Source organism: Alkalinema sp. FACHB-956, assembly GCF_014697025.1.
Taxonomy (GTDB): domain Bacteria; phylum Cyanobacteriota; class Cyanobacteriia; order Leptolyngbyales; family Leptolyngbyaceae; genus Alkalinema.
This window is the reverse complement of sequence record NZ_JACJRC010000024.1, coordinates 26,327-44,748: the sequence shown is the minus strand read 5'-3', so window position 1 is coordinate 44,748 and position 18,422 is coordinate 26,327. Positions and strand designations below refer to the sequence as shown.

Genomic DNA, 18,422 nt, shown 5'->3' with positions numbered 1-18,422 from the left:
GGTTGATTGTGAGCGATACATACCAGGTCGGCGGGAGTCTACGACAAAATTCACCCAGCTATGTGGTACGCCAAGCGGATTTGGATCTGGTCATGGCGCTCAATAATGGGGAGTTGAGCTATGTGCTGAATGCACGGCAAATGGGGAAATCCAGCCTGCGGGTGCGCACCATGCATCAGCTCCAACAACAGGGGCGCAAATGTGGCGCAGTGGATCTAACCCTGCTGGGTACACGCACCACAACGCCGGAGCAATGGTATGCCTCCTTTGCCGCTTCACTCATTCAAAGTTTCCGCCTTGAAGTACAGTTGGGCAGTTGGTGGCGCAACCATCAGGAATTATCCTTAGTTCGGCGATTAGCAACCTTTTTTGAAGAAATCTTGTTGCCTCAGGTCCCAGGGCCGATCGTCCTTTTCATCGACGAAGTCGATAGCGTCATGGCTCTGACCTTTCCAACGGATGACTTTTTTGCATTAATTCGAGCCACCTACGATCGACGCTCTGAGATGCCAGAGTATCGGCGACTGACTTGGGCACTCTTTGGCGTGGCTACACCAGCAGCCCTGATTCGAGATCCGCAGCGGACCCCCCTCAACATTGGCCGAGCTATCCAACTGCGGGGCTTTCAGGATCATGAAGTGTTTCCCCTTGCCTGTGGGCTGGTGGGGAAGGTCAACCAACCCATGGCTGTCCTCAAAGCCATCTTGTATTGGACGGCGGGGCAACCCTTTTTGACCCAGAAACTCTGTCAACTCACCATGCAGAGTAGCCAATCGACCATTCAAGGAACGCTCAATTTACCCCCAGGAACCGAATCTTTTTGGGTGGAACAGCTCGTCCACAAGCATATTCTTCAGGATTGGGAAGCTCAAGACTATCCAGAACACCTGCGGACCATTCGCGATCGCCTGTTATTTGAACCCCGAGGTCGGCGCGATCGCCTCTTACTGTATCGCCAGTTGCTCCTCAGAGAGCAATCGAACCCAGTACCAGACGAACCAGAGGAGGTATCTCCCAAAAATCAGAATTCTCCATCCAGACCGTTGGCAGACCTTAGCCTGGATTCCACCCGTGGGATTTCCCCAGCTCCAGCGACCCAATTTGTTAATTCTCCGACGCCACCTGCGGAACAACTTAGATTGGGAACAGATTGGCTAGGAAAATCGCTAGAGAAATCTTTGGACTTTGAGCAAGTGATTTTTTCCAGCGATCGAGCCATTGAACCCGTTTTAACAGAGCTGCTGTTATCCGGCTTGGTGGAGCAACGGCAAGGCCGCCTTCAAGTGAAAAATCCCATTTACCAAGCCATTTTCAACCTGAATTGGGTAGATGCCCAGTTAGCCACCTATGATGCATTAGAGTTGCAGAGCAGCACCGCCCCTGCTCAACCCTCTGAGTCTCCTGCGCGATCGCCGATGGATCAATCCTCTGTGGCCAGACTGTCCGCTGCACAGGTGGAACCCCCGCCTATTGCGCTCTCTGATGCGATCGTTTCTTCCACAATTAATCCCATTTCAGATCCATCCCTAGAAAGTGCGTCCTTAGACAGGACAGCGGAGGTCGGCTCAAATGAGATCGTGGATCAATCCAAATCGAGCGTAGACCTTGCCACACCGACTGTTGCTGTCCCACTTGTTGCTGTCCCACTACACCCATCGTCAGGTTCTTCCTTGCAACAGGTGGAACCAGCACTTGCTCAACCCATTGATTCTGAGGACTCTACCCTTGCAGTTCCGAATCCACCCAGTCAGATCGCAGATCGCAAGGACAAGCTGGTCTCTCAGTCGGTACTGGATGCGGTGCCCGAAGAAGTGAAGCAAATGGCGCAGCAGCATCTACAAACCCAGCTTTTACAAGAAATTCAACAGCTCAAACAACAACGATCGTGGCTCGTGGGATGCATTCTCTTTTTGCTCACGATCGTGGTTTATCAACTGTTATTTAGGTGAACCTACTATCATGGGGGTCTTTTCTACACCGTCCTCACCCCATAGGCAATCATTGCAGTACAAATGCATTTAATTTGGCATCGCTGATTTTTTAAACAAGGGCTTGCAATCCGTTATTTTTCTGCTACACTGGTATACAGCTTTTTGGTTGCCGATGTAGCTCAGTGGTAGAGCACTCGATTCGTAATCGAGCGGTCGTGAGTTCAAATCTCATCATCGGCTTTAGGATTTGATGGTTTGCTTTAACTAGATATAGTTTGCTTTAACTAGATACTGTGCTTTAACAAGGTTATGGTGGAACCATACCGTTTTGCTGCAATACAATCCGTTAATTTCCCAGATGGGACAGCCTTAGGCGGTTGCTTGCAAGGCTGAATTCATCGTATCTTCAGGATCTCCTACTAGGGAACGGAGCGGGCATTTAGAACAGATACATTGCAGAACAGATAGATTGCAGAACAGATAGATTAACGTGTACCCACAAGCAATCGTATTAGTTGATGGCTACACTCTGGCCATTGGACAACATCAAGAACAAATTATTTTTTGGGGTCGCCACAGTCGGCAGTCTTGCTCAGCTTATAACGATGCCTGGTTCATTCAAGTCCTGGCGAACCAAGCTTTAGCAGCCAACTACCCAGATTTTTGGCATTGTCTGAAACAGCATGAACCTTGGACGCCGATCGCCTACGATGCTTTTGGCCGATCGTTTGAGACAGAGCTATGGCCGATTCGGGTGGATGAAGCTGATCATTATCGAGATTGGTCACTGTGGGAATTAATTCACACCCAAACCCAGCAAGCAGCCCAAACCCAGCAGGCAAAAGGTTTTGATGAACTAATTTGGCGTTGGGTTCCAGGAAACTATTATCCTGACTATTTCATGGTGCATAGCACAGTGCTCAAAATTATGCAGGTGGCGCGATCGTGGGTTGAATATCGCCAGATTCCTGATTTGGCCGGGGTGGAAGTCATCACTGAGGCGGACTGGATAGCGCGATTTGGGACACCGATCCCCTCTAACAACAAATTTTCTGCCCTTCAACCCAGCAACCATCGCTTGCTGATTCCGCCAATTTTGCAAGATTTAGAGCAGACGGCTGCTAATTATCTTGAACTATTTACCGATCGAGCCTATTTGTATACACCGGACAATGCAACTCAGCGACGGGATGAATTACTGAATCGTCTGTATCTCGCTGGTTTGATGAATTTACCATTGTCTCAGGAATTACAGGATCAATTGATTAGTTATCCAAAACTTCAATCCTGTTTAATCAGGCTCGATCGATTGCAGAAAATCATCCATCAGCATTGCTTGCAACAACGCCAATCTTTACTAGTTTTAGATTGGATCTTTTTTACCGACATTTGGCCACAAATTGAGGCCATTCTTGAGAGGGCTTTGCAAACGCTACAGCAAGCAGACCTGAAGGCTCCCCACAGTCTGAGGTTGAGCATTGGCAGCCAATCCTATCAATTGCTAACCACGAAAACCCTCCCACACTCTGCCATTCAGCTTGCGGCAGCAATACCCATCGCTGCACCAGAGGATCTAACCGATCGCCTTGCAGATGGCACCCCACCCAGTTATCTAGAGCTGCTGACTTGGGCTGCTTTGCCAAATTGCTACTGGCCTTTGGAGCCGGGTGCGATCGACTGGACAGGTCGAGAGCAGGCGTTACTCCTCCTGGGAAGTGATCCTGCCTTACCGCAGGCACAGCAGCTTTTGGCTTGCCTATCCTGTCATCTGGGTCAACTCTGGGCCAGGGGCGATCTCGTCACGTTTGATCGCATTTTGGGAATGCTGAATTTACCGACTACCGCAGTTCAAGGACTTCGATCGCGCTGTCTTCAGCTACGTTTTGGCACAACCCACTTTAACTATGCTGATTGGTGTGGAGCCCCCCTGCATAAGTCCTCTTCTGACTCGACGTAAGACGAACTATCTCCACCTGTGTTTGATTTCCTATGCAAATTCCTTCGCAAGCTGCTTTAGAAAGTCTAGAAACCCGATCGCAAGATATTGTAACCCTCGCGCAACAATACGATTTTGATAGCCAGGTCTCGCTTTCGGTAAAACGCCGCTTTTTCCTGATTGAGTTGGATGTTGCAGGGCTGACACCGGATACGCTCACGATGGAGCAAGTCAATGCCATTAGCACCCAAGGCTATCCCTATTTAACCCAATTACTCACCGCTTTCCAGCGGATTACCCAGTATTCCAGTTCTCCTGAGCGCCTGCAATGGAATCCTGGTGCTCAACCGGGTCGAGTCAATGTGCCGATTTCGATGGATTGGTTTATTGCCTCGATCGTGCCCGAGGACTTGAATCACTTTGATTTTCTCAGTCGATGTGAGCGAATTTGGGCAGATTCTAATCCCACAGGTGAAGGAATGCTCTTTACTCGCATTTTCAATTATCGGGTGAAGTTTGTCACGGGCTATGAAGACGGTCTACGGCTGGTGCTGTGTCGTGTGGAAGTGGGTGAAAAATCCCAGCCACCTATACTTTCACACACACAACAGCAATCACAACAACACACACAAGAATTACAACAACAGCAAGCACAACAACAGAAAAATATCGAAGTCAGCGTTAATGTTTGGGATTTGACTCGGCGGATGGGTGCCTATGATGGGGACATCACGGAGGATGATTGGGAGCACCCCATTCCAGTTCCGATGGGGATCTCACGGTGGAACTTTACCCTTACAGAAATCGATCGTCAGGATTTTCGGCAACTCAGAGAGGCCCTAGGCGAGAAGAATTTCCACGAGATCGTTACAACCCAGGGCTATTTAGATCCTGACGATGAATCCTTGTGCTATCGAGGGGATGATGATTTGCCATTGTATTACTACTTCCGCCAAACTGATGTCCCAACAGTACGGGAGTTATTTTTGGTAGGATTTGGGGAGGTACAGCCGCAACGCTGGAATGCAAATATCGAAGGAATTTGGCAGGTCACGGAAAAGCCAGCGGCAGAACCCGCGCAACAGGAAACCGCACAACAGGAACTCGCACAACAGGAACTCGCGCAACAGGAACTCGCGCAACAGGAACTCGCGCAACAGGAACTTGCGCAACAGGAAGCAGTCCAGCAGGAACCTACGCCATCCCCCACAATGCCGACCCTTGCTGTAGCAGAATCCCCCCTAGAGACCATTCTCCCTAGGCAACACTTACCCGCACGATCGCTCAGCAAAGCTCAGAAGACGGCTCTCACGTTTGTGTTGATTATTGTTGGGATGATTGTGGCGATTCGATTAGTCCTTTGGCTCGGAGGACTCTTGATTGTAGGCGCGATCGGCTGGGTGATCTATGAGGTATGGTCTGAACACCACGATTGATTTGTAAAATCATAGTATGTCTGAGATAACTGAATTATTTTGTGACCATTGCCCACACAGTGTCACGATCGGTTGGGTGGGGCAAGGGTGGAATCGCACGATCGCCCTTTGCAGAGAATGCGATCGTTGGTTCTTCATTTGTCCTGCCCCTGGGGAGACGTTAAACCAGAGTCATCATCCCTACTGGATCATTGTCCGAGGCAAGCAATGGGTAGAGGTGACCTCTAAAAAAGGCCGAATTAAAAAACAGGTTTCTCAAGAGGCTTGGGTGGATAGTGGAATTCGGGTTCCAGTGCAAGAAGAGGCCATTTTAGAGGGGGAGAAAATAAGAATCCTGTATGACTTAGTTTTCGATCAGGTTCACTGCCCTCACTGCAATGCCAAGGGATCTCTCATGGAATATCAGAAGTATTATCATCTCTGTCCCGTTTGTAACATTGGAACCCTGCGATGAATCAGATCGGACAGGGGATACAGATCAGCCCTCTCTATTTTTAGCGAATGTTCTAAACAAATCAGCACAATCCAACCAGACAAGAACTAAGATAATTTTCACAATGGAAGTTCTTTCAGTTTAATTAACGTTTCTGCGGCAGTCTGGCGAATCAGATCATCGGCATAATAACCACTAGAGATATCGCTAGCCCATTCGAGGGCATCTATCGCGTTTGGTGTTGAATGTCCTAGCCGATCGAGCGCATCAATGACATTGAGGGGAACGCAATATTCCAGGCTACCTATGTGAGACGCGATCGCATTCACCATTTCGTCATCCGCAAATCCCAGTTCTGCAACCGCAGGCAACACCTCATTAATCACAGCAGTTTCAAAGAAGGGCTGCCGAAGATACATCAACAGGGCATTCCGTGTTTCTGCACTGCGATCGGCCCAAGCGACCAAAATTTGAGGACACCATTGGCCAATCTTCGGATCAGGATCGTGGAGGAGTGCATGGCGAACAATTGCCGCATGTTCTTCACACCAAGGCGAATCCCAAAGCTCGCAAAACACTGAACGGCGTTCCATCACATCAATCGGAAGATAGTTCAGGGGCATGGAATAGTTGCCACACAAAGAGCGTTACAAAGAGCGTTGATTCGGGTTCTGAGATTCGGGATAGCCTACTGCACCTTATCACTAGATATCACTAGAGATATCACTAGATTCAGTGGTCGCTAGGTTGATGAATGCTTGAACAGGTGATTTGACAGGTGATTGAACATTTGCTGGATGACCTGTTCGGGTTGGCTGGGGCTGGGGGGTTGTATTTCTTGAATCAGTTGGTCTAGGGCGGTTTGCATGGCCCGCCGAACGGTTTCATAGCATTCGTAAACGTAGGCCCGATCGTTGGCGGCATCGCGCCCATACCAGGAGAAGCTGATGGCGGGTAAGACGCGCGTATAGATTTTGGTGGGAAAGGGGATATTGGGGAGGGGGCCGAGGGCGATGCCCCAAGGTAAGCCGAGGTAGAGGGGGCAGACTTCGGGATCGAGGCCCAAGAGCCAGGGCATTCCCATTTGGTGCAATTGGTTGACGAGGGGATACAAGTCGCCTAGGACGATTAAGCTATCGTGGGCACCCCAGGAAATGGCTGGGACGATCGGAGTTTTTTCTCGGAGGGCGAGTTTGATGAAGGCGGTGTTTCCTTCGAGGCGAATTTGATTGCGTTGATAGTAGGGACGAAAGACATCATGAATGCCACCGGGATAGACTAAAACGCTGGCTCCCGATCGCAGGGCGGCGATCGCCATTTTGGGGTGGGCCATGACGGCTCCGGTTTTGACGGCCATTTCGGCGATCGTGGGTAGGCCGTGGTGTAGCCGAGGGTGCATTAAGCCATAGACGGGGCGATCGATGCCAAAGCGCCGGAACCAGTCGTACATCATCATGTGCATGTCGGGGGCGGCCAGTCCGCCGTTGTGGGAACCAACAAAAAGGACGGGTTGCTCGAGGGTGATGTTTTCCCAGCCTGCGGTGTTGACGCGGAAGTAGTGGTGGTAGGCCCAGTCCCACAGTGGCATGAGCGATCGGATGTAGTCGGGATCGCGTTGATCGAGGGTCCAACCCAGATGTTCGGGGCTAGGGGAGGCTTGGAAGGCTTGGAACATGGGTGGAGGTTAAGGAGGATAGCTTTAGCCTACAAGGGGGATCTATTTTTTGTCTAGAATGCCCAGGAAGCAGTGGCACCTGATGGGTGGCTGGTTCGATTCGCATCGCTACTGTGTGTTTTGCAAGACTATCCTGACCTGCATTTCTACTGGCGATCGCCTACCTATAGATTCAAATTCTTTAGAAGCCATTGCCCGAACCGTTATTATTTCTGATGTTGTCGCTAGCGAACTTGTGGCTGCCAGCAATCCCACCTTTCAGCGATTCTCCAACTCGACTGGATTCAAACTTCATCTCACACACACCCGCAACTCGCCAACCCTCTTCAATGTGTCTAGTTCCCATTATTGGTGCAAATCAGTTCGGACATTCGCACCTGCCCGAAATCGTCTCCTCAAGGCATCATAGAGACAGGTAACAGGAGGAGAGTAGGTGTGGCTGCTGCTGGATTCAAGGACTACTACAGTGTTTTGGGCGTGACCAAAGGGGCGAGTGCTGACGACATCAAGAAGGCATTTCGTCAATTGGCGCGGAAGTATCACCCCGATGTGAATCCTGGTGACAAGGCTGCGGAAGAGCGCTTCAAGGAAGTCAACGAAGCCTACGAAGTCCTGTCCGATGCAGATAAGCGCAAGAAGTACGATCAATTCGGTCAGTATTGGAACAAAGTGGGGACGGGTGCGCCCGGTGGCTATGGTGGCGGCTATAGCAATGCCAATGTGGATTTCGAGGACTTTGAGTTTGGTCGCTTTAATAACTTTGAAGAATTTATCAATGACCTCCTAGGGCGCATGGGTAGTGGCAGTCCGGGGGGCTATGGCACGGGCCGATCTGCGGATCCCTTTGGGGGCGGATTTCGGCAACCGGGTGGGGCGGGTAGTTACAGCAGCAGCTACAGCAGTCCGCCAGCGGGGGGCGCGAATCTGGATACGGAGGCCAAGTTAACGCTGACGTTTGCTGAGGCGTTTAATGGGGTGCAAAAGCGCCTGAGTGTGGGCAATGAAGTGATTACGGTGAATATTCCCGCTGGGGCGAAACCGGGGAGCAAGATTCGGGTGCGGGGGAAGGGCAATTTTAGTCCCCATTACACGAGTCAGCGGGGCGATTTGTATTTGATTGTGGAGTTGGTTGCCCATCCGTTTTTCCAGTTGGATGGGGAGCAGTTGTCCTGTGAGGTGCCGATCGCGCCGGATGAGGCGGTGTTGGGGACGCAGATTGAGGTGCCGACGCCGGATGGTTTGGTGACGGTGAATGTGCCAGCGGGGATTCGATCGGGGCAGACGTTGCGGTTGCGGGGGAAGGGTTGGAAGGATCCCAAAGGCAATCGGGGTGATCAGATGGTGAAGGTGGTAATTACTGCGCCGAAGGAGATTAGTGCGATCGAACGGGAAGCCTATGAAAAGATTCGGGCGAACCGGAGTAGTGATCCTCGGGTGGGTCTGAAGGGGGTGCATCTGTAGGGGCGGTGGGTTGCTCCTAGGTTTGCTCCTACGGGTGCTAAATGATACCTGAATTGATTTTTGCAGTACGGATTGACACTGCCACTACTTTATTCGTAGTGTAGTTTTTCAAGGCGGCTTCGTGGACATCCTTCTTTCGTGAGAGGGTTTGGTATGAAGCACAGGGCCGCTGGGATCCTAAAAATTTAGGGCACTACTCGGGATTGCAGCCACAACCCCAAGTAGCTAACCCCCTCGCTGATCCAGCAGCAAGGAGGCTTGTTGAGAATTTTAACATTCGATCGAGCCACTCTTGTTTGTGATGTCAAACGGGGTGGCTCTAAATTTTTGGGCTTCATTCCAATTCCCAACAGGAGAAGCTCAATTATGGCAAATGGTTCTAGCGATCGGAGCGATCGTGAAGTTCAACCTGAGAAACAACGCTTACAGATCCACTTGATCGGTCACAAGGAGTTCGTGCAGGATACGATTAATCAATTCCATGCCCATCGGATTGCGGACAGAATTCACTGGAGTCAGCCGATGAAGATCGTGCATTCCGACGGGCAATACATCAGCATATTGAGTCGCGAACGGCAGCGTTAACGGTTGAAGCATCGGTGTCCCGCAGTTAGTTATCTAATGGACTGCGGACACCTCGGCCACCCCGATTCAGCACATGGGTATAGATCATCGTCGTTTTCACATCCTTATGGCCTAACAGTTCTTGCACTGTGCGGATGTCGTAGCCATTTTGTAGGAGGTGGGTGGCAAAGGAATGGCGGAAGGTGTGACAACTGCCGTGTTTTGTGATTTTGGCACGGCGGATCGCGTAGCGTACTGCTTTTTGGATCACGTCTTCAAGTAAATGATGCCGACGAATGACACCTGATCGCGGATCACACGATCGATTCCGAGCGGGAAAGACATATTGCCAGTTCCACGATCGGGGTGCATTGGTGTATTTTCTGGCTAGGGCATCGGGAAGTTCAACTGCACCAAACCCTTCCGCTAAATCCTGCTGATGAATCTGTCGAGCGGTCAGCAATTGTTGTTGCAGGGCTGGGATCAGCTTTTGGGGAAGCATTGTGACACGATGTTTATACCCTTTGGCATCGCGAATCGTAATTTGCTGGTAGGTGAAGTCCAGGTCTTTCACCCGGAGTCGGACACATTCACCGAGCCGCATTCCCGAACCATATAACAGACTAACAACGAGATGGGGCAAGCCTTCTAGCTCAGCCAGAATCTGCCGCACCTCGTCTTGGGTAAAGACCACAGGCAGTCGATCGGGTTGCTTGGCTCGTTCAATATGATCGATGTAGGGCAGCTCGATCGTCAAAACCTGCTGGTACAAAAATAACAAAGCACTCAGGGCAATATTTTGGGTAGATGCAGCAACCTGCTTTTCCACTGCCAAGTAGGAGAGATACTGCCGAATGTCATCGACCCCCAAGTCGCGTGGGTGCCTCAGGTGGTGGAACCGCAGAAAGTCTTTGATGTAGTAGAGATAGGACTTTTCCGTTCTGGGGCTGAGGTGTTTGAGTCGGAAGGTTTCATGGATCCGATCGAATAATTTGGGGGAATCAGTCATACATGACGCTAATCAGGGATGAAGTTGACTGGGCAGCACTATCTCTGATCTTAAGATTTCCCAAAAGTTAGCTGTTGGAAACCGTGAACTACCGGATAATGTACCCAAACCGGAATTATCCGCCTCAATCCGGATAATGTCGTTATCTCGGATTTATACGGATTAAGTTGGATAACAGTCCTATTCAGGTAGTTATCCGCTCAGATCCATATAAATACTAGTTATCTCGCTGCGGTTTCGGGTGGTGGCAGTAGTTGAAAGCTGATCTGTTAGCATTCAAAATATTGTTGTGTCGCTTCGTTCCTGTATGAAATCAGAAGATGTGTTGCAGATTGTGACCTGGTTAGAGCGGGCAGGGATTTCTGTATGGTTAGATGGCGGTTGGGGGGTCGATGCCCTAGTCGGTCAACAAACACGATCGCACAGTGATCTCGATCTCGTAGTGAGGTTGGAGGATGCAAACCATATTGAGCAGACCCTCGCTATTTATCACTTTGCTGTCATGTTGAACGAGTTGCCGACGCGGTTTGTGATGAAAGATGATAATGGTCGTAGTGTTGACTTTCATACCGTACAACAGGGTAGTAGCGGGCAGTTCATTCAAGTCCTGCAAGATGGTACGCCTTTTTACTATCCACAAAATAGTTTGGCTGGACAGGGTATGATCGACGGCAATGTGATTTCTTGCATCACCCCTGAAACTCAGATGCTATGTCATACCGGATACAAGCCCCAAGCAAAAGATATTCATGACATTCAATTATTGCAGCAATACTTCAATCTTCCACTTCCAGAAGAGTATGTTGGTGTTATGACAGACTCCGAGTAGACACGAAAGTGAAGCGACAGCGAGATAACAATTCGATTGCAGCGGACGAGCAAAGTTTCTTCGTCTAACGTTCCAGTTGGTTGGTCGCCGCTGAATCGAACCGTTAGCCCTCAATCCCTGGGTGAGGATATAGCTGGAAGCCATTGGTGGGATGCATTTACCGTTGAAGTTTAAATTCATTTACATCTGGCGTTTTTTGAAAACCTGATTTTGTAATTGCTCTGTCCATCCTATGCCTTTATGCATCCTGTTTTTACAGCAATACTGACATTTGTCTTAGTAGTTTTAGTGGCAGCTATCTTTCCTGGTAGCATTCCGTTTTTAGTTTTAGTCATTCTTGCAACAGTGTGGTATTTGTTTGTTAAACAGTCTGAACATGTGGCTTGGGTAAAAGCGGAAATGTTCAGCACCCTTGATCGAGGGGTCACTCACGCTGAGCAGGGCAACTATCAGAAAGCGCTCGAAGATTTTAACTTTGTATTGAGCAAGGCACCTCGAATATTGAGCAAATTTCCCCATACTGCCGAGGCGTACTTTAATCGAGCCAGTGTCCATTACCTTTTAGGTAATTATTCCAATGCTGTAGAGGATAACAGTGAAGCTATCCGCTTGAAGGCCGAGTTCGTAGGTGCATATATCAATCGAGGCGCAGCATATGCCGATCAGGGCGATCATCAAGAGGCACTTAAAGACTATGAACGCGCAATTGAACTAGATCCTGATTCACCAATTGCTTATTACAACTGGGGTAATACATGTAAAGTGTTAGGTGATTATGAGAATGCAATTAAGCACTATAGTCATGCTATTCGCCTTAGATCCAGTTATATAGATGCTTACAACGCTCGGGGTTCTACTTATGAAAAGCTGAGGAACTATGAACAAGCAATTGAAGATTACAACCAGGTCATTCAACTCACGCTAGGTAATACAGGATACTTCCCAGGACTCTCTCGTTCAAAGCTAGAAAACATAGACAGTTTCAAAAAACGAGGTACTGCCCGCTTCTATAAGGGGGATTATACAGGCGCAATTGAAGATTACACGCAAGTTATTCAACTCATGCCAGAGGATGCATATGCTTATAGCTATCGCGGTATAATTCGTGGCTATCTGGGTGACAACCAAGGAGCATTAGAAGATTTTGCCCAAGTCACTAGCTTGCGACCTTCTGCCAACGCTTACTACAATCAGGCGCTTGTCCAGCACCTATTAAATATGAATCATGAGGCAATCTCTAGCCTAAACGAAGCCCTGAATCTTGATGTAAATCTCGTGCCAGCCTACTATTGTCGGGGTAATATTCACTACGACTTGAATAATCAGAAAGGCGCGCTGGAAGACTTCCAACAAGCAATAGCACTTGAGGCGAATCAGAGTGGCGAAATTGATACCAATGATGAGCATGGTTTCTATCAAAGGGGCTTAGCACGATATCGTATGGGAGATCGAGAAGGAGCAATAGCCGACCTAGAACAAGCTGCACAAATCTGTCAAAAACTTCGAGACTCCATATTCCATCAAAAGGTAATACAATCCTTGGCAGAAATTCAGTCTCAGGTTGAGTCTTGAACGATAATATTTCTCAGACGGCGCAGGCTAACAAACCATGCATCGACGAAATTTCCTGACACTATTTGGGTTTTCGCTGCTCGGATCGGTCAGTAACGCCTGTCGCGAAGACCTGCAACAACCTACCGCCCCTACCGCCCCATCCCAACAGAAACAAATTATCGTTATTGGGGCTGGCTTAGCAGGATTAGCCGCCGCCCAGGAATTGCACAAACAAGGCCATAACGTCATCGTCATCGAAGCCCGCGATCGCATTGGGGGACGCATTTGGACCAGTTCCCATTGGCCCGATATCCCCCTGGATTTCGGTGCCACCTGGATTCATGGAACCCAAGGCAATCCCCTCACGGATTTAGCCACCCAAATCAAGGCTCAACGACTCACAACCCGCTACACCCAATCCATCACCTACAACACCTCCGGAAACCCCCTCTCCAACGCCCAAGAAGCCCGCCTAGACAGCTGGAGACAGCAAGTCCTGCGATCGTTAAAGAAAGCGCAAAACCAGGATCCCGATACCTCCATTCGCCAAGCGATCGCCCCCTTGATCGCCCCCTTTGACCCATCCTCAGAATCCTACCGCTTCATCAACTTTATTCTGAGTAGCGAGATTGAGCAGGAGTACGCCGGAAGCGCAGAACACCTCTCCGCACAATGGTATGACAGTGGCCAGGACTTTGGAGGCGAGGATGACCTCTTCGTACAGGGATTTCACGTCATTCCCGAATTCCTAGCCCAAGGATTATCCATTCAACTGGGGCAAGTTGTCCAAGAAATTCAATGGCAGCAATCGCCCCTGCGCGTGATTACTCAAAAGACCGAATTCCTCGCCGACCAAATCGTCGTTACACTGCCCCTAGGCGTCTTGCAAGCTGGCACGGTACGCTTCACCCCAGCCCTCCCCCAGAACAAACAAACTGCGATCGCGAAACTAGGCATGGGCGTCCTGAACAAATGCTATCTACGTTTTCCGCAGGTATTTTGGCCCGCTGATGTGGATTGGTTAGAACATATTGCAGCCCAGCATGGGGAGTGGACAGAGTGGGTCAGCTTCCAGCGAGTCGCCAATCTGCCCATCCTGCTAGGATTTAACGCAGCCGATCGGGGCAAAGCAATCGAAGCCTGGTCAGATGAACAAATTGTTGCCAGTGCCATGCAAACCTTAAGAACCCTCTACGGAGCCAGCATTCCTGCCCCCATGGACTATCAAATCACCCGTTGGGCAACTGATCCCTTTGCGTTAGGCTCCTATTCCTATAATCCCGTGGGTGCAGTACCCCGGATGCGCCAAACGCTGGCAGCCCCCCTAGGCAAGTCCGTATTTTTCGCGGGTGAAGCCTCTCACTCAGACTATTTCGGCACAGCCCACGGTGCCTATTTATCTGGCTTGCGGGCCGCCCGAGAGATTCTAAAGACCGCGTAAATATCGCGACGGCTCTATTTTTCCAGCGATCGCATCACCTGTGTCCAAAGGCCATCGGGCAACAGTTTGCGGAGAGTCAAGAGGAAACTTGCATTGCCCCCACCGGGATAGCGCAGCCGCCAACGCCCATCCGTCACCGCACGATAAATCGCCTCTGCCGTCACCTCGGGCGGACTGCCGAATTCGCCATTCTGATCAATTTTCGGCAGCACCTTTTCAGCATAGGCATCGTAAACCGTTAAATCCGCCTTCTTAGCCCGATTCATCGATCGACCGTAAAAATCCGTCTTAATCGGCCCCGGTTCTATAATTTTGACCTTGATATTAAAGGGCCGCAATTCGTACTGCAACGCTTCCGAAAATCCTTCCACTGCCCACTTCGTACTGTTGTAGAGACTGTACAGCGGAAAGGCAATTCGACCCCCGATCGAGGCAATATTGACGATCGTGCCTTGGCGCGTTTCCCGGAAGTGGGGCAGGATGGCGCGCGTCACCGCCATGAGGCCAAACACATTCGTCTCAAACTGCTGCCGAATTTCTTCCTCAGAGCACGCTTCAAAGGCCCCCACCAAACCAAAGCCTGCATTATTCACCAAGGCATTCAGAGTACCAAACTTCGCGATCGCCTGCTCAACCGAAGCCCGAATCGATTGCCGATCCGTTACATCCAACGGTAGACACAATACATTGGGTAATGCTGCAAGATCTGCTGTTTTATCCAGCGATCGTGCCGTAGCAACCACATTCCAACCCCGTTGTTGGAATAACAAAACCGTTGCTTTACCAATCCCAGAAGACGCCCCAGTCACTAAAATCGTATTCGCCATAAAAAAAGCAGCTACTACCCACAAACCAGCGTAACTGCTTCATCTTAGCTCGATTTATTCTGGGCGGGGGGATGGCAGCGATCGGGATTCTGCGATCAACTTCCGTTACACCGAAATTCCAAAATAGGTCAGCACCAAATCCGCCTCCCCAGTATTCAGCACCTCGTGCAATTCCCCTGCTTCCACCGCCACACAGGTTCCCGGCAGCAGCGCATAGCATTCTCCATTAATCCGAATTTCCCCCAGCCCCGCCTCCACAAAAAACACCTCGCACATATCTGCGTGGGTGTGGGCCACAGCGGACTGACCCGGCCCAAACCGAGCTTGGGAAAAATTGGTCAAATGGGGCAAATCCGTCGATCGCAGCATGACTTGCTTGGTGATCTCAGGATTGTGGGAAACCGGCTCACCGGGAATTTGGGACAGCGATCGATATTTCATCAGAACCCCCTCCAGTGAACCTAACCCAGTGAACCGTCAACCCAGTGAACTAACCCAGTGAACCGCTAACCTCAGACTTGACCTAAGCCGGAACATAGACCTTTTGGCTACCCGCCAATTCAAAGGCCGAATGCACCGCTTGCAAAGCCTTCACCCCTTCCGACTCTGCCACCACGCAACTGACCTTAATCTCCGACGTGGCGATCATTTGGATATTGATACCCTCGTGGTGCAGCGCGTCGAACATCTTAGCGGCAATGCCCGGTTGCCCCACCATGCCTGACCCAACGATGCTGACCTTGGCGATCGCGCTATCCACAACGATCTCGCCACAGCCGAGATCCGCCTGGGCCTGCTCCAACACCTGCTTGGCGGCCTCCGCATCCATCTGGGCCACCGTAAAGGCAATGTCGCGGGTCATCACATCCCCCACCACGCGGCACCGCTGGGACTGAATAATCATATCCACACTGATGTTGTGCTCCGCCAGCAGCGTGAAAATCCGCGCCGCCAGCCCCGGCAGATCCGGCACATAGCGAATTGCTAAACGGGCCTGCTTGAGATCCAACGCAACCCCCCGCACCGCAGGATTTTCCGCCTGATCCGCCGCTGCCGTGGGTTCCGCCTTGGTTGGGACCGCCGAAGAGGTAATGTCAAAGGTACTGCACAGGGTTTCGATCGCCCGATCGCGATCGTTGGCATCAATCACACAACTGACCTTGACTTCCGACGTGGAGATCATCTGGATATTCACGCCTGCATCGGCCAGCGCCGTAAACATCTGCGCTGCCACCCCAGGCCGCCCAATCATGCCTGCGCCCGCAATGGAAATTTTGGCGATTTGTTGCTCCACCATGACATCTGCATCATCGGCGGGACTGGTGCCGAGGGCGGGCAGGATGGCACTGGCGACGGCTTCCGCCTTGTTGAGGGAGTCTTTTGTCACTGTGAAGGCAATATCATTCGTGTTGCCCTCGTGGATGGACTGGATGATTAAATCCACATCCAAACTGTGCTGGGCGATCTCGCCAAATAACCGCGCGGCCACACCGGGCCGATCGGGCACCCGCAGCAACGCCACCTTGGCCTGATCCCCATCAAATTCCACGCCATCCACTGGACGGGCTAGCTCTAAGCCTTCGATCGATCTTGGTTGCGGGGTTGGTGAGGTCACCCAAGTGCCGGGATCCTCCGTCCAACTCGATCGCACCACCAAAGGCACCCCATAGTTCCGGGCAATTTCCACCGCCCGAGGATGCAACACCTTGGCTCCCAAGCTGGCCAACTCCAGCATTTCATCACAGGTGATCTGGCCCATCAGTTGGGCTTCCGGCACCAAGCGGGGATCGGTGGTCAGAATGCCTGGGACATCGGTGTAGATCTCGCAGAAATCCGCCTTCAACGCAGCGGCTAGGGCCACGGCAGAGGTATCCGATCCCCCTCGCCCTAGGGTCGTAATTTCCAAATCTTCCGTATTGCTGACCCCTTGGAACCCAGCCACGACCACGACTTTGCCTTCATTCAGGTGCCGTTGCAAGCGATCGGTACTGATGTTTAAAATCCGAGCACGGGTATGGTGCGCTTCGGTAATAATCCCCACCTGGGCTCCGGTCATGGAAATCGCGGGCTGGCCTGCTTCCTGCAACGCCATCGACACCAGGGAAATCGAGATCTGCTCCCCCGTCGCCAGCAACATATCCATTTCCCGGCGGCTGGGCGTTTCCGAAATCTCACTCGCCAGCTTCACTAACCCGTCGGTGGTTTTACCCATGGCCGACACGACCACCACCACGGAATTGCCTGCCTTAACGGTTTTAATCACCCGCTCAGCAACCGCTTTAATGCGATCGACCGTACCGACGGATGTTCCCCCGTATTTTTGAACAATTAGCGCCATATAACCAATAACCCCATGCAACAGAGAAAACGGGACGGGCCCCAAGAAATCTGCCTGACTGAGCTTACTACTTTATGGTGACTGAGGATAGGAAAAATCGAGCGCTTCGATCGAGTTTTTTTGGGATTTTCCTAAAAAAAGAAGGGGTGTCCAAAGAACACCCCAACGGGATTGATGCTGACAATTCTTCAAAACCAGCGGTCAAAACCAACGGTCAAAAAATCGAGAAGAATATTGGGGAAGACGCTTCAGGGTGAGAAATTAAGCGTCAGGAATTAAAAATCTGTCAATCTTGAATTCGGTTAATCTCTTAAGCTGGACAAACCGGTTAAGCCGGACAAACCGGTTTATCGTTTGCATTGAGCTTGATGGTGCCGTTGGCGGTGCCGTTGACATCAAAAGGAACCTGCTCTTCGCCCACCTGCCGAACCAAGGCTGGCTTTTCCTTCAAGCAGGCACTGACCGCTGCGGCCCAAGCTGCAATATCTTTAGAATTTTTATCGGTAATGGGCGTATCAGTTGTAACGCTGGTGTCTTTGACCACCTTAACTTCGATCGGCAGGGTGAAATACATCGGTGCAACGGGCGGGGTGGGCAATTCTACCGATCTCGCCCCAGTAATGGTTTCTTTTTCTAGGGCAGGCGTTGTTGCAGTTGGCATATCGGCAGCACGGGCTGGCAGGGCGGTGTATCCCATCACACCTGCGATCGCGCTTAGTACAACCATCTGCTTCAATTGAATTCGCATTATCAATCTCCTTTGCGAGTAGGTAGAAGTGCAAAACCAAAGGATTGCACTTTCCCTGGCTGAGTGTAGCCAATCCGTCACTGAACGAATTGCGGCTATGGTTTAGCCTAGTCAACCCTACCCACAATGGAAATCTTTCTAAAGAGGGAACAATCCTACTTCTTTAGGACTACTTGTCTATTAACCTTGGGATAGATGTTGCAAAAGTTCCCCGGAAAATACAGGTTAATGATTTAAAAA

At 50.6% G+C, this 18,422-nt stretch carries 16 protein-coding genes and 1 tRNA gene; 10 read left to right on the top strand and 7 right to left on the bottom strand.

The window, feature by feature from the left end; translation table 11 throughout:
• Nucleotides 1-8 precede the first annotated feature (8 nt).
• The 5 genes from H6G21_RS20030 to H6G21_RS20010 all read left to right on the top strand — a co-directional run bounded on the left by H6G21_RS20030 (nucleotide 9) and on the right by H6G21_RS20010 (nucleotide 5,757).
• Nucleotides 9-1,949 carry an AAA-like domain-containing protein gene (locus tag H6G21_RS20030; protein ID WP_190575186.1) on the top strand — a complete coding sequence of 647 codons (1,941 nt, stop codon included), beginning with the start codon at nucleotides 9-11 and terminating at the stop codon, nucleotides 1,947-1,949.
• Nucleotides 1,950-2,099: 150 nt separating this feature from the next.
• Nucleotides 2,100-2,171, top strand: a tRNA-Thr gene (locus H6G21_RS20025).
• 250 nt (nucleotides 2,172-2,421) lie between these two features.
• Nucleotides 2,422-3,888: a hypothetical protein gene (locus tag H6G21_RS20020; RefSeq protein ID WP_190575185.1), complete on the top strand. Its 1,467-nt coding sequence runs from the start codon at nucleotides 2,422-2,424 to the stop codon at nucleotides 3,886-3,888.
• Between the two features lie 32 nt (nucleotides 3,889-3,920).
• Nucleotides 3,921-5,303 carry a hypothetical protein gene (locus H6G21_RS20015; RefSeq protein WP_190575184.1) on the top strand — a complete coding sequence of 461 codons (1,383 nt, stop codon included), beginning with the start codon at nucleotides 3,921-3,923 and terminating at the stop codon, nucleotides 5,301-5,303.
• A gap of 16 nt (nucleotides 5,304-5,319) precedes the next feature.
• Nucleotides 5,320-5,757, top strand: coding sequence for a hypothetical protein (locus H6G21_RS20010; RefSeq protein WP_190575183.1), 438 nt, complete (start codon nucleotides 5,320-5,322; stop codon nucleotides 5,755-5,757).
• 98 nt (nucleotides 5,758-5,855) lie between these two features.
• Here the strand turns inward: H6G21_RS20010 and H6G21_RS20005 are convergent, their stop codons facing one another.
• Nucleotides 5,856-6,359 (bottom strand): hypothetical protein, encoded by a 504-nt coding sequence (locus H6G21_RS20005; RefSeq protein ID WP_190575182.1) that lies wholly within the window; start codon nucleotides 6,357-6,359, stop codon nucleotides 5,856-5,858.
• Nucleotides 6,360-6,478: 119 nt separating this feature from the next.
• Complete coding sequence (locus H6G21_RS20000; RefSeq protein ID WP_242041956.1) at nucleotides 6,479-7,411, bottom strand: lysophospholipid acyltransferase family protein; 933 nt, start codon at nucleotides 7,409-7,411, stop codon at nucleotides 6,479-6,481.
• A 435-nt stretch (nucleotides 7,412-7,846) separates the two neighbouring features.
• On the opposite strand from H6G21_RS20000, the gene H6G21_RS19995 reads away from it, so the two are divergent.
• Nucleotides 7,847-8,872: a DnaJ C-terminal domain-containing protein gene (locus H6G21_RS19995; RefSeq protein ID WP_190575181.1), complete on the top strand. Its 1,026-nt coding sequence runs from the start codon at nucleotides 7,847-7,849 to the stop codon at nucleotides 8,870-8,872.
• Nucleotides 8,873-9,238: 366 nt separating this feature from the next.
• Nucleotides 9,239-9,457 carry a hypothetical protein gene (locus H6G21_RS19990; protein WP_190575180.1) on the top strand — a complete coding sequence of 73 codons (219 nt, stop codon included), beginning with the start codon at nucleotides 9,239-9,241 and terminating at the stop codon, nucleotides 9,455-9,457.
• Between the two features lie 25 nt (nucleotides 9,458-9,482).
• Here H6G21_RS19990 and H6G21_RS19985 read toward each other — a convergent pair whose 3' ends face one another.
• The gene (locus H6G21_RS19985) at nucleotides 9,483-10,445 is read right to left on the bottom strand and encodes an integron integrase (RefSeq protein ID WP_190575179.1); all 963 of its coding nucleotides are present in this window, start codon (nucleotides 10,443-10,445) and stop codon (nucleotides 9,483-9,485) included.
• 307 nt (nucleotides 10,446-10,752) lie between these two features.
• Between H6G21_RS19985 and H6G21_RS19980 the strand changes: the two genes are divergently transcribed.
• The 3 genes from H6G21_RS19980 to H6G21_RS19970 all read left to right on the top strand — a co-directional run bounded on the left by H6G21_RS19980 (nucleotide 10,753) and on the right by H6G21_RS19970 (nucleotide 14,269).
• Entirely contained in the window at nucleotides 10,753-11,274 is a 522-nt protein-coding gene (locus H6G21_RS19980; RefSeq protein ID WP_190575178.1) for an amino acid transporter, read from the top strand.
• A gap of 240 nt (nucleotides 11,275-11,514) precedes the next feature.
• Nucleotides 11,515-12,846 carry a tetratricopeptide repeat protein gene (locus H6G21_RS19975; protein ID WP_190575177.1) on the top strand — a complete coding sequence of 444 codons (1,332 nt, stop codon included), beginning with the start codon at nucleotides 11,515-11,517 and terminating at the stop codon, nucleotides 12,844-12,846.
• Nucleotides 12,847-12,883: 37 nt separating this feature from the next.
• Complete coding sequence (locus H6G21_RS19970) at nucleotides 12,884-14,269, top strand: FAD-dependent oxidoreductase (RefSeq protein WP_190575176.1); 1,386 nt, start codon at nucleotides 12,884-12,886, stop codon at nucleotides 14,267-14,269.
• 14 nt (nucleotides 14,270-14,283) lie between these two features.
• Here the strand turns inward: H6G21_RS19970 and H6G21_RS19965 are convergent, their stop codons facing one another.
• From H6G21_RS19965 to H6G21_RS19950, 4 genes are all read right to left on the bottom strand, one after another.
• Entirely contained in the window at nucleotides 14,284-15,096 is an 813-nt protein-coding gene (locus H6G21_RS19965) for an SDR family oxidoreductase (protein WP_190575175.1), read from the bottom strand.
• A 105-nt stretch (nucleotides 15,097-15,201) separates the two neighbouring features.
• Nucleotides 15,202-15,537, bottom strand: coding sequence for a cupin domain-containing protein (locus H6G21_RS19960; protein WP_190575174.1), 336 nt, complete (start codon nucleotides 15,535-15,537; stop codon nucleotides 15,202-15,204).
• Nucleotides 15,538-15,619: 82 nt separating this feature from the next.
• Nucleotides 15,620-17,434 (bottom strand): aspartate kinase, encoded by a 1,815-nt coding sequence (locus tag H6G21_RS19955; RefSeq protein ID WP_190575173.1) that lies wholly within the window; start codon nucleotides 17,432-17,434, stop codon nucleotides 15,620-15,622.
• A gap of 328 nt (nucleotides 17,435-17,762) precedes the next feature.
• Nucleotides 17,763-18,182, bottom strand: a complete 420-nt coding sequence (locus H6G21_RS19950; RefSeq protein ID WP_190575172.1) for a hypothetical protein — start codon at nucleotides 18,180-18,182, stop codon at nucleotides 17,763-17,765.
• Nucleotides 18,183-18,422: the final 240 nt, after the last annotated feature.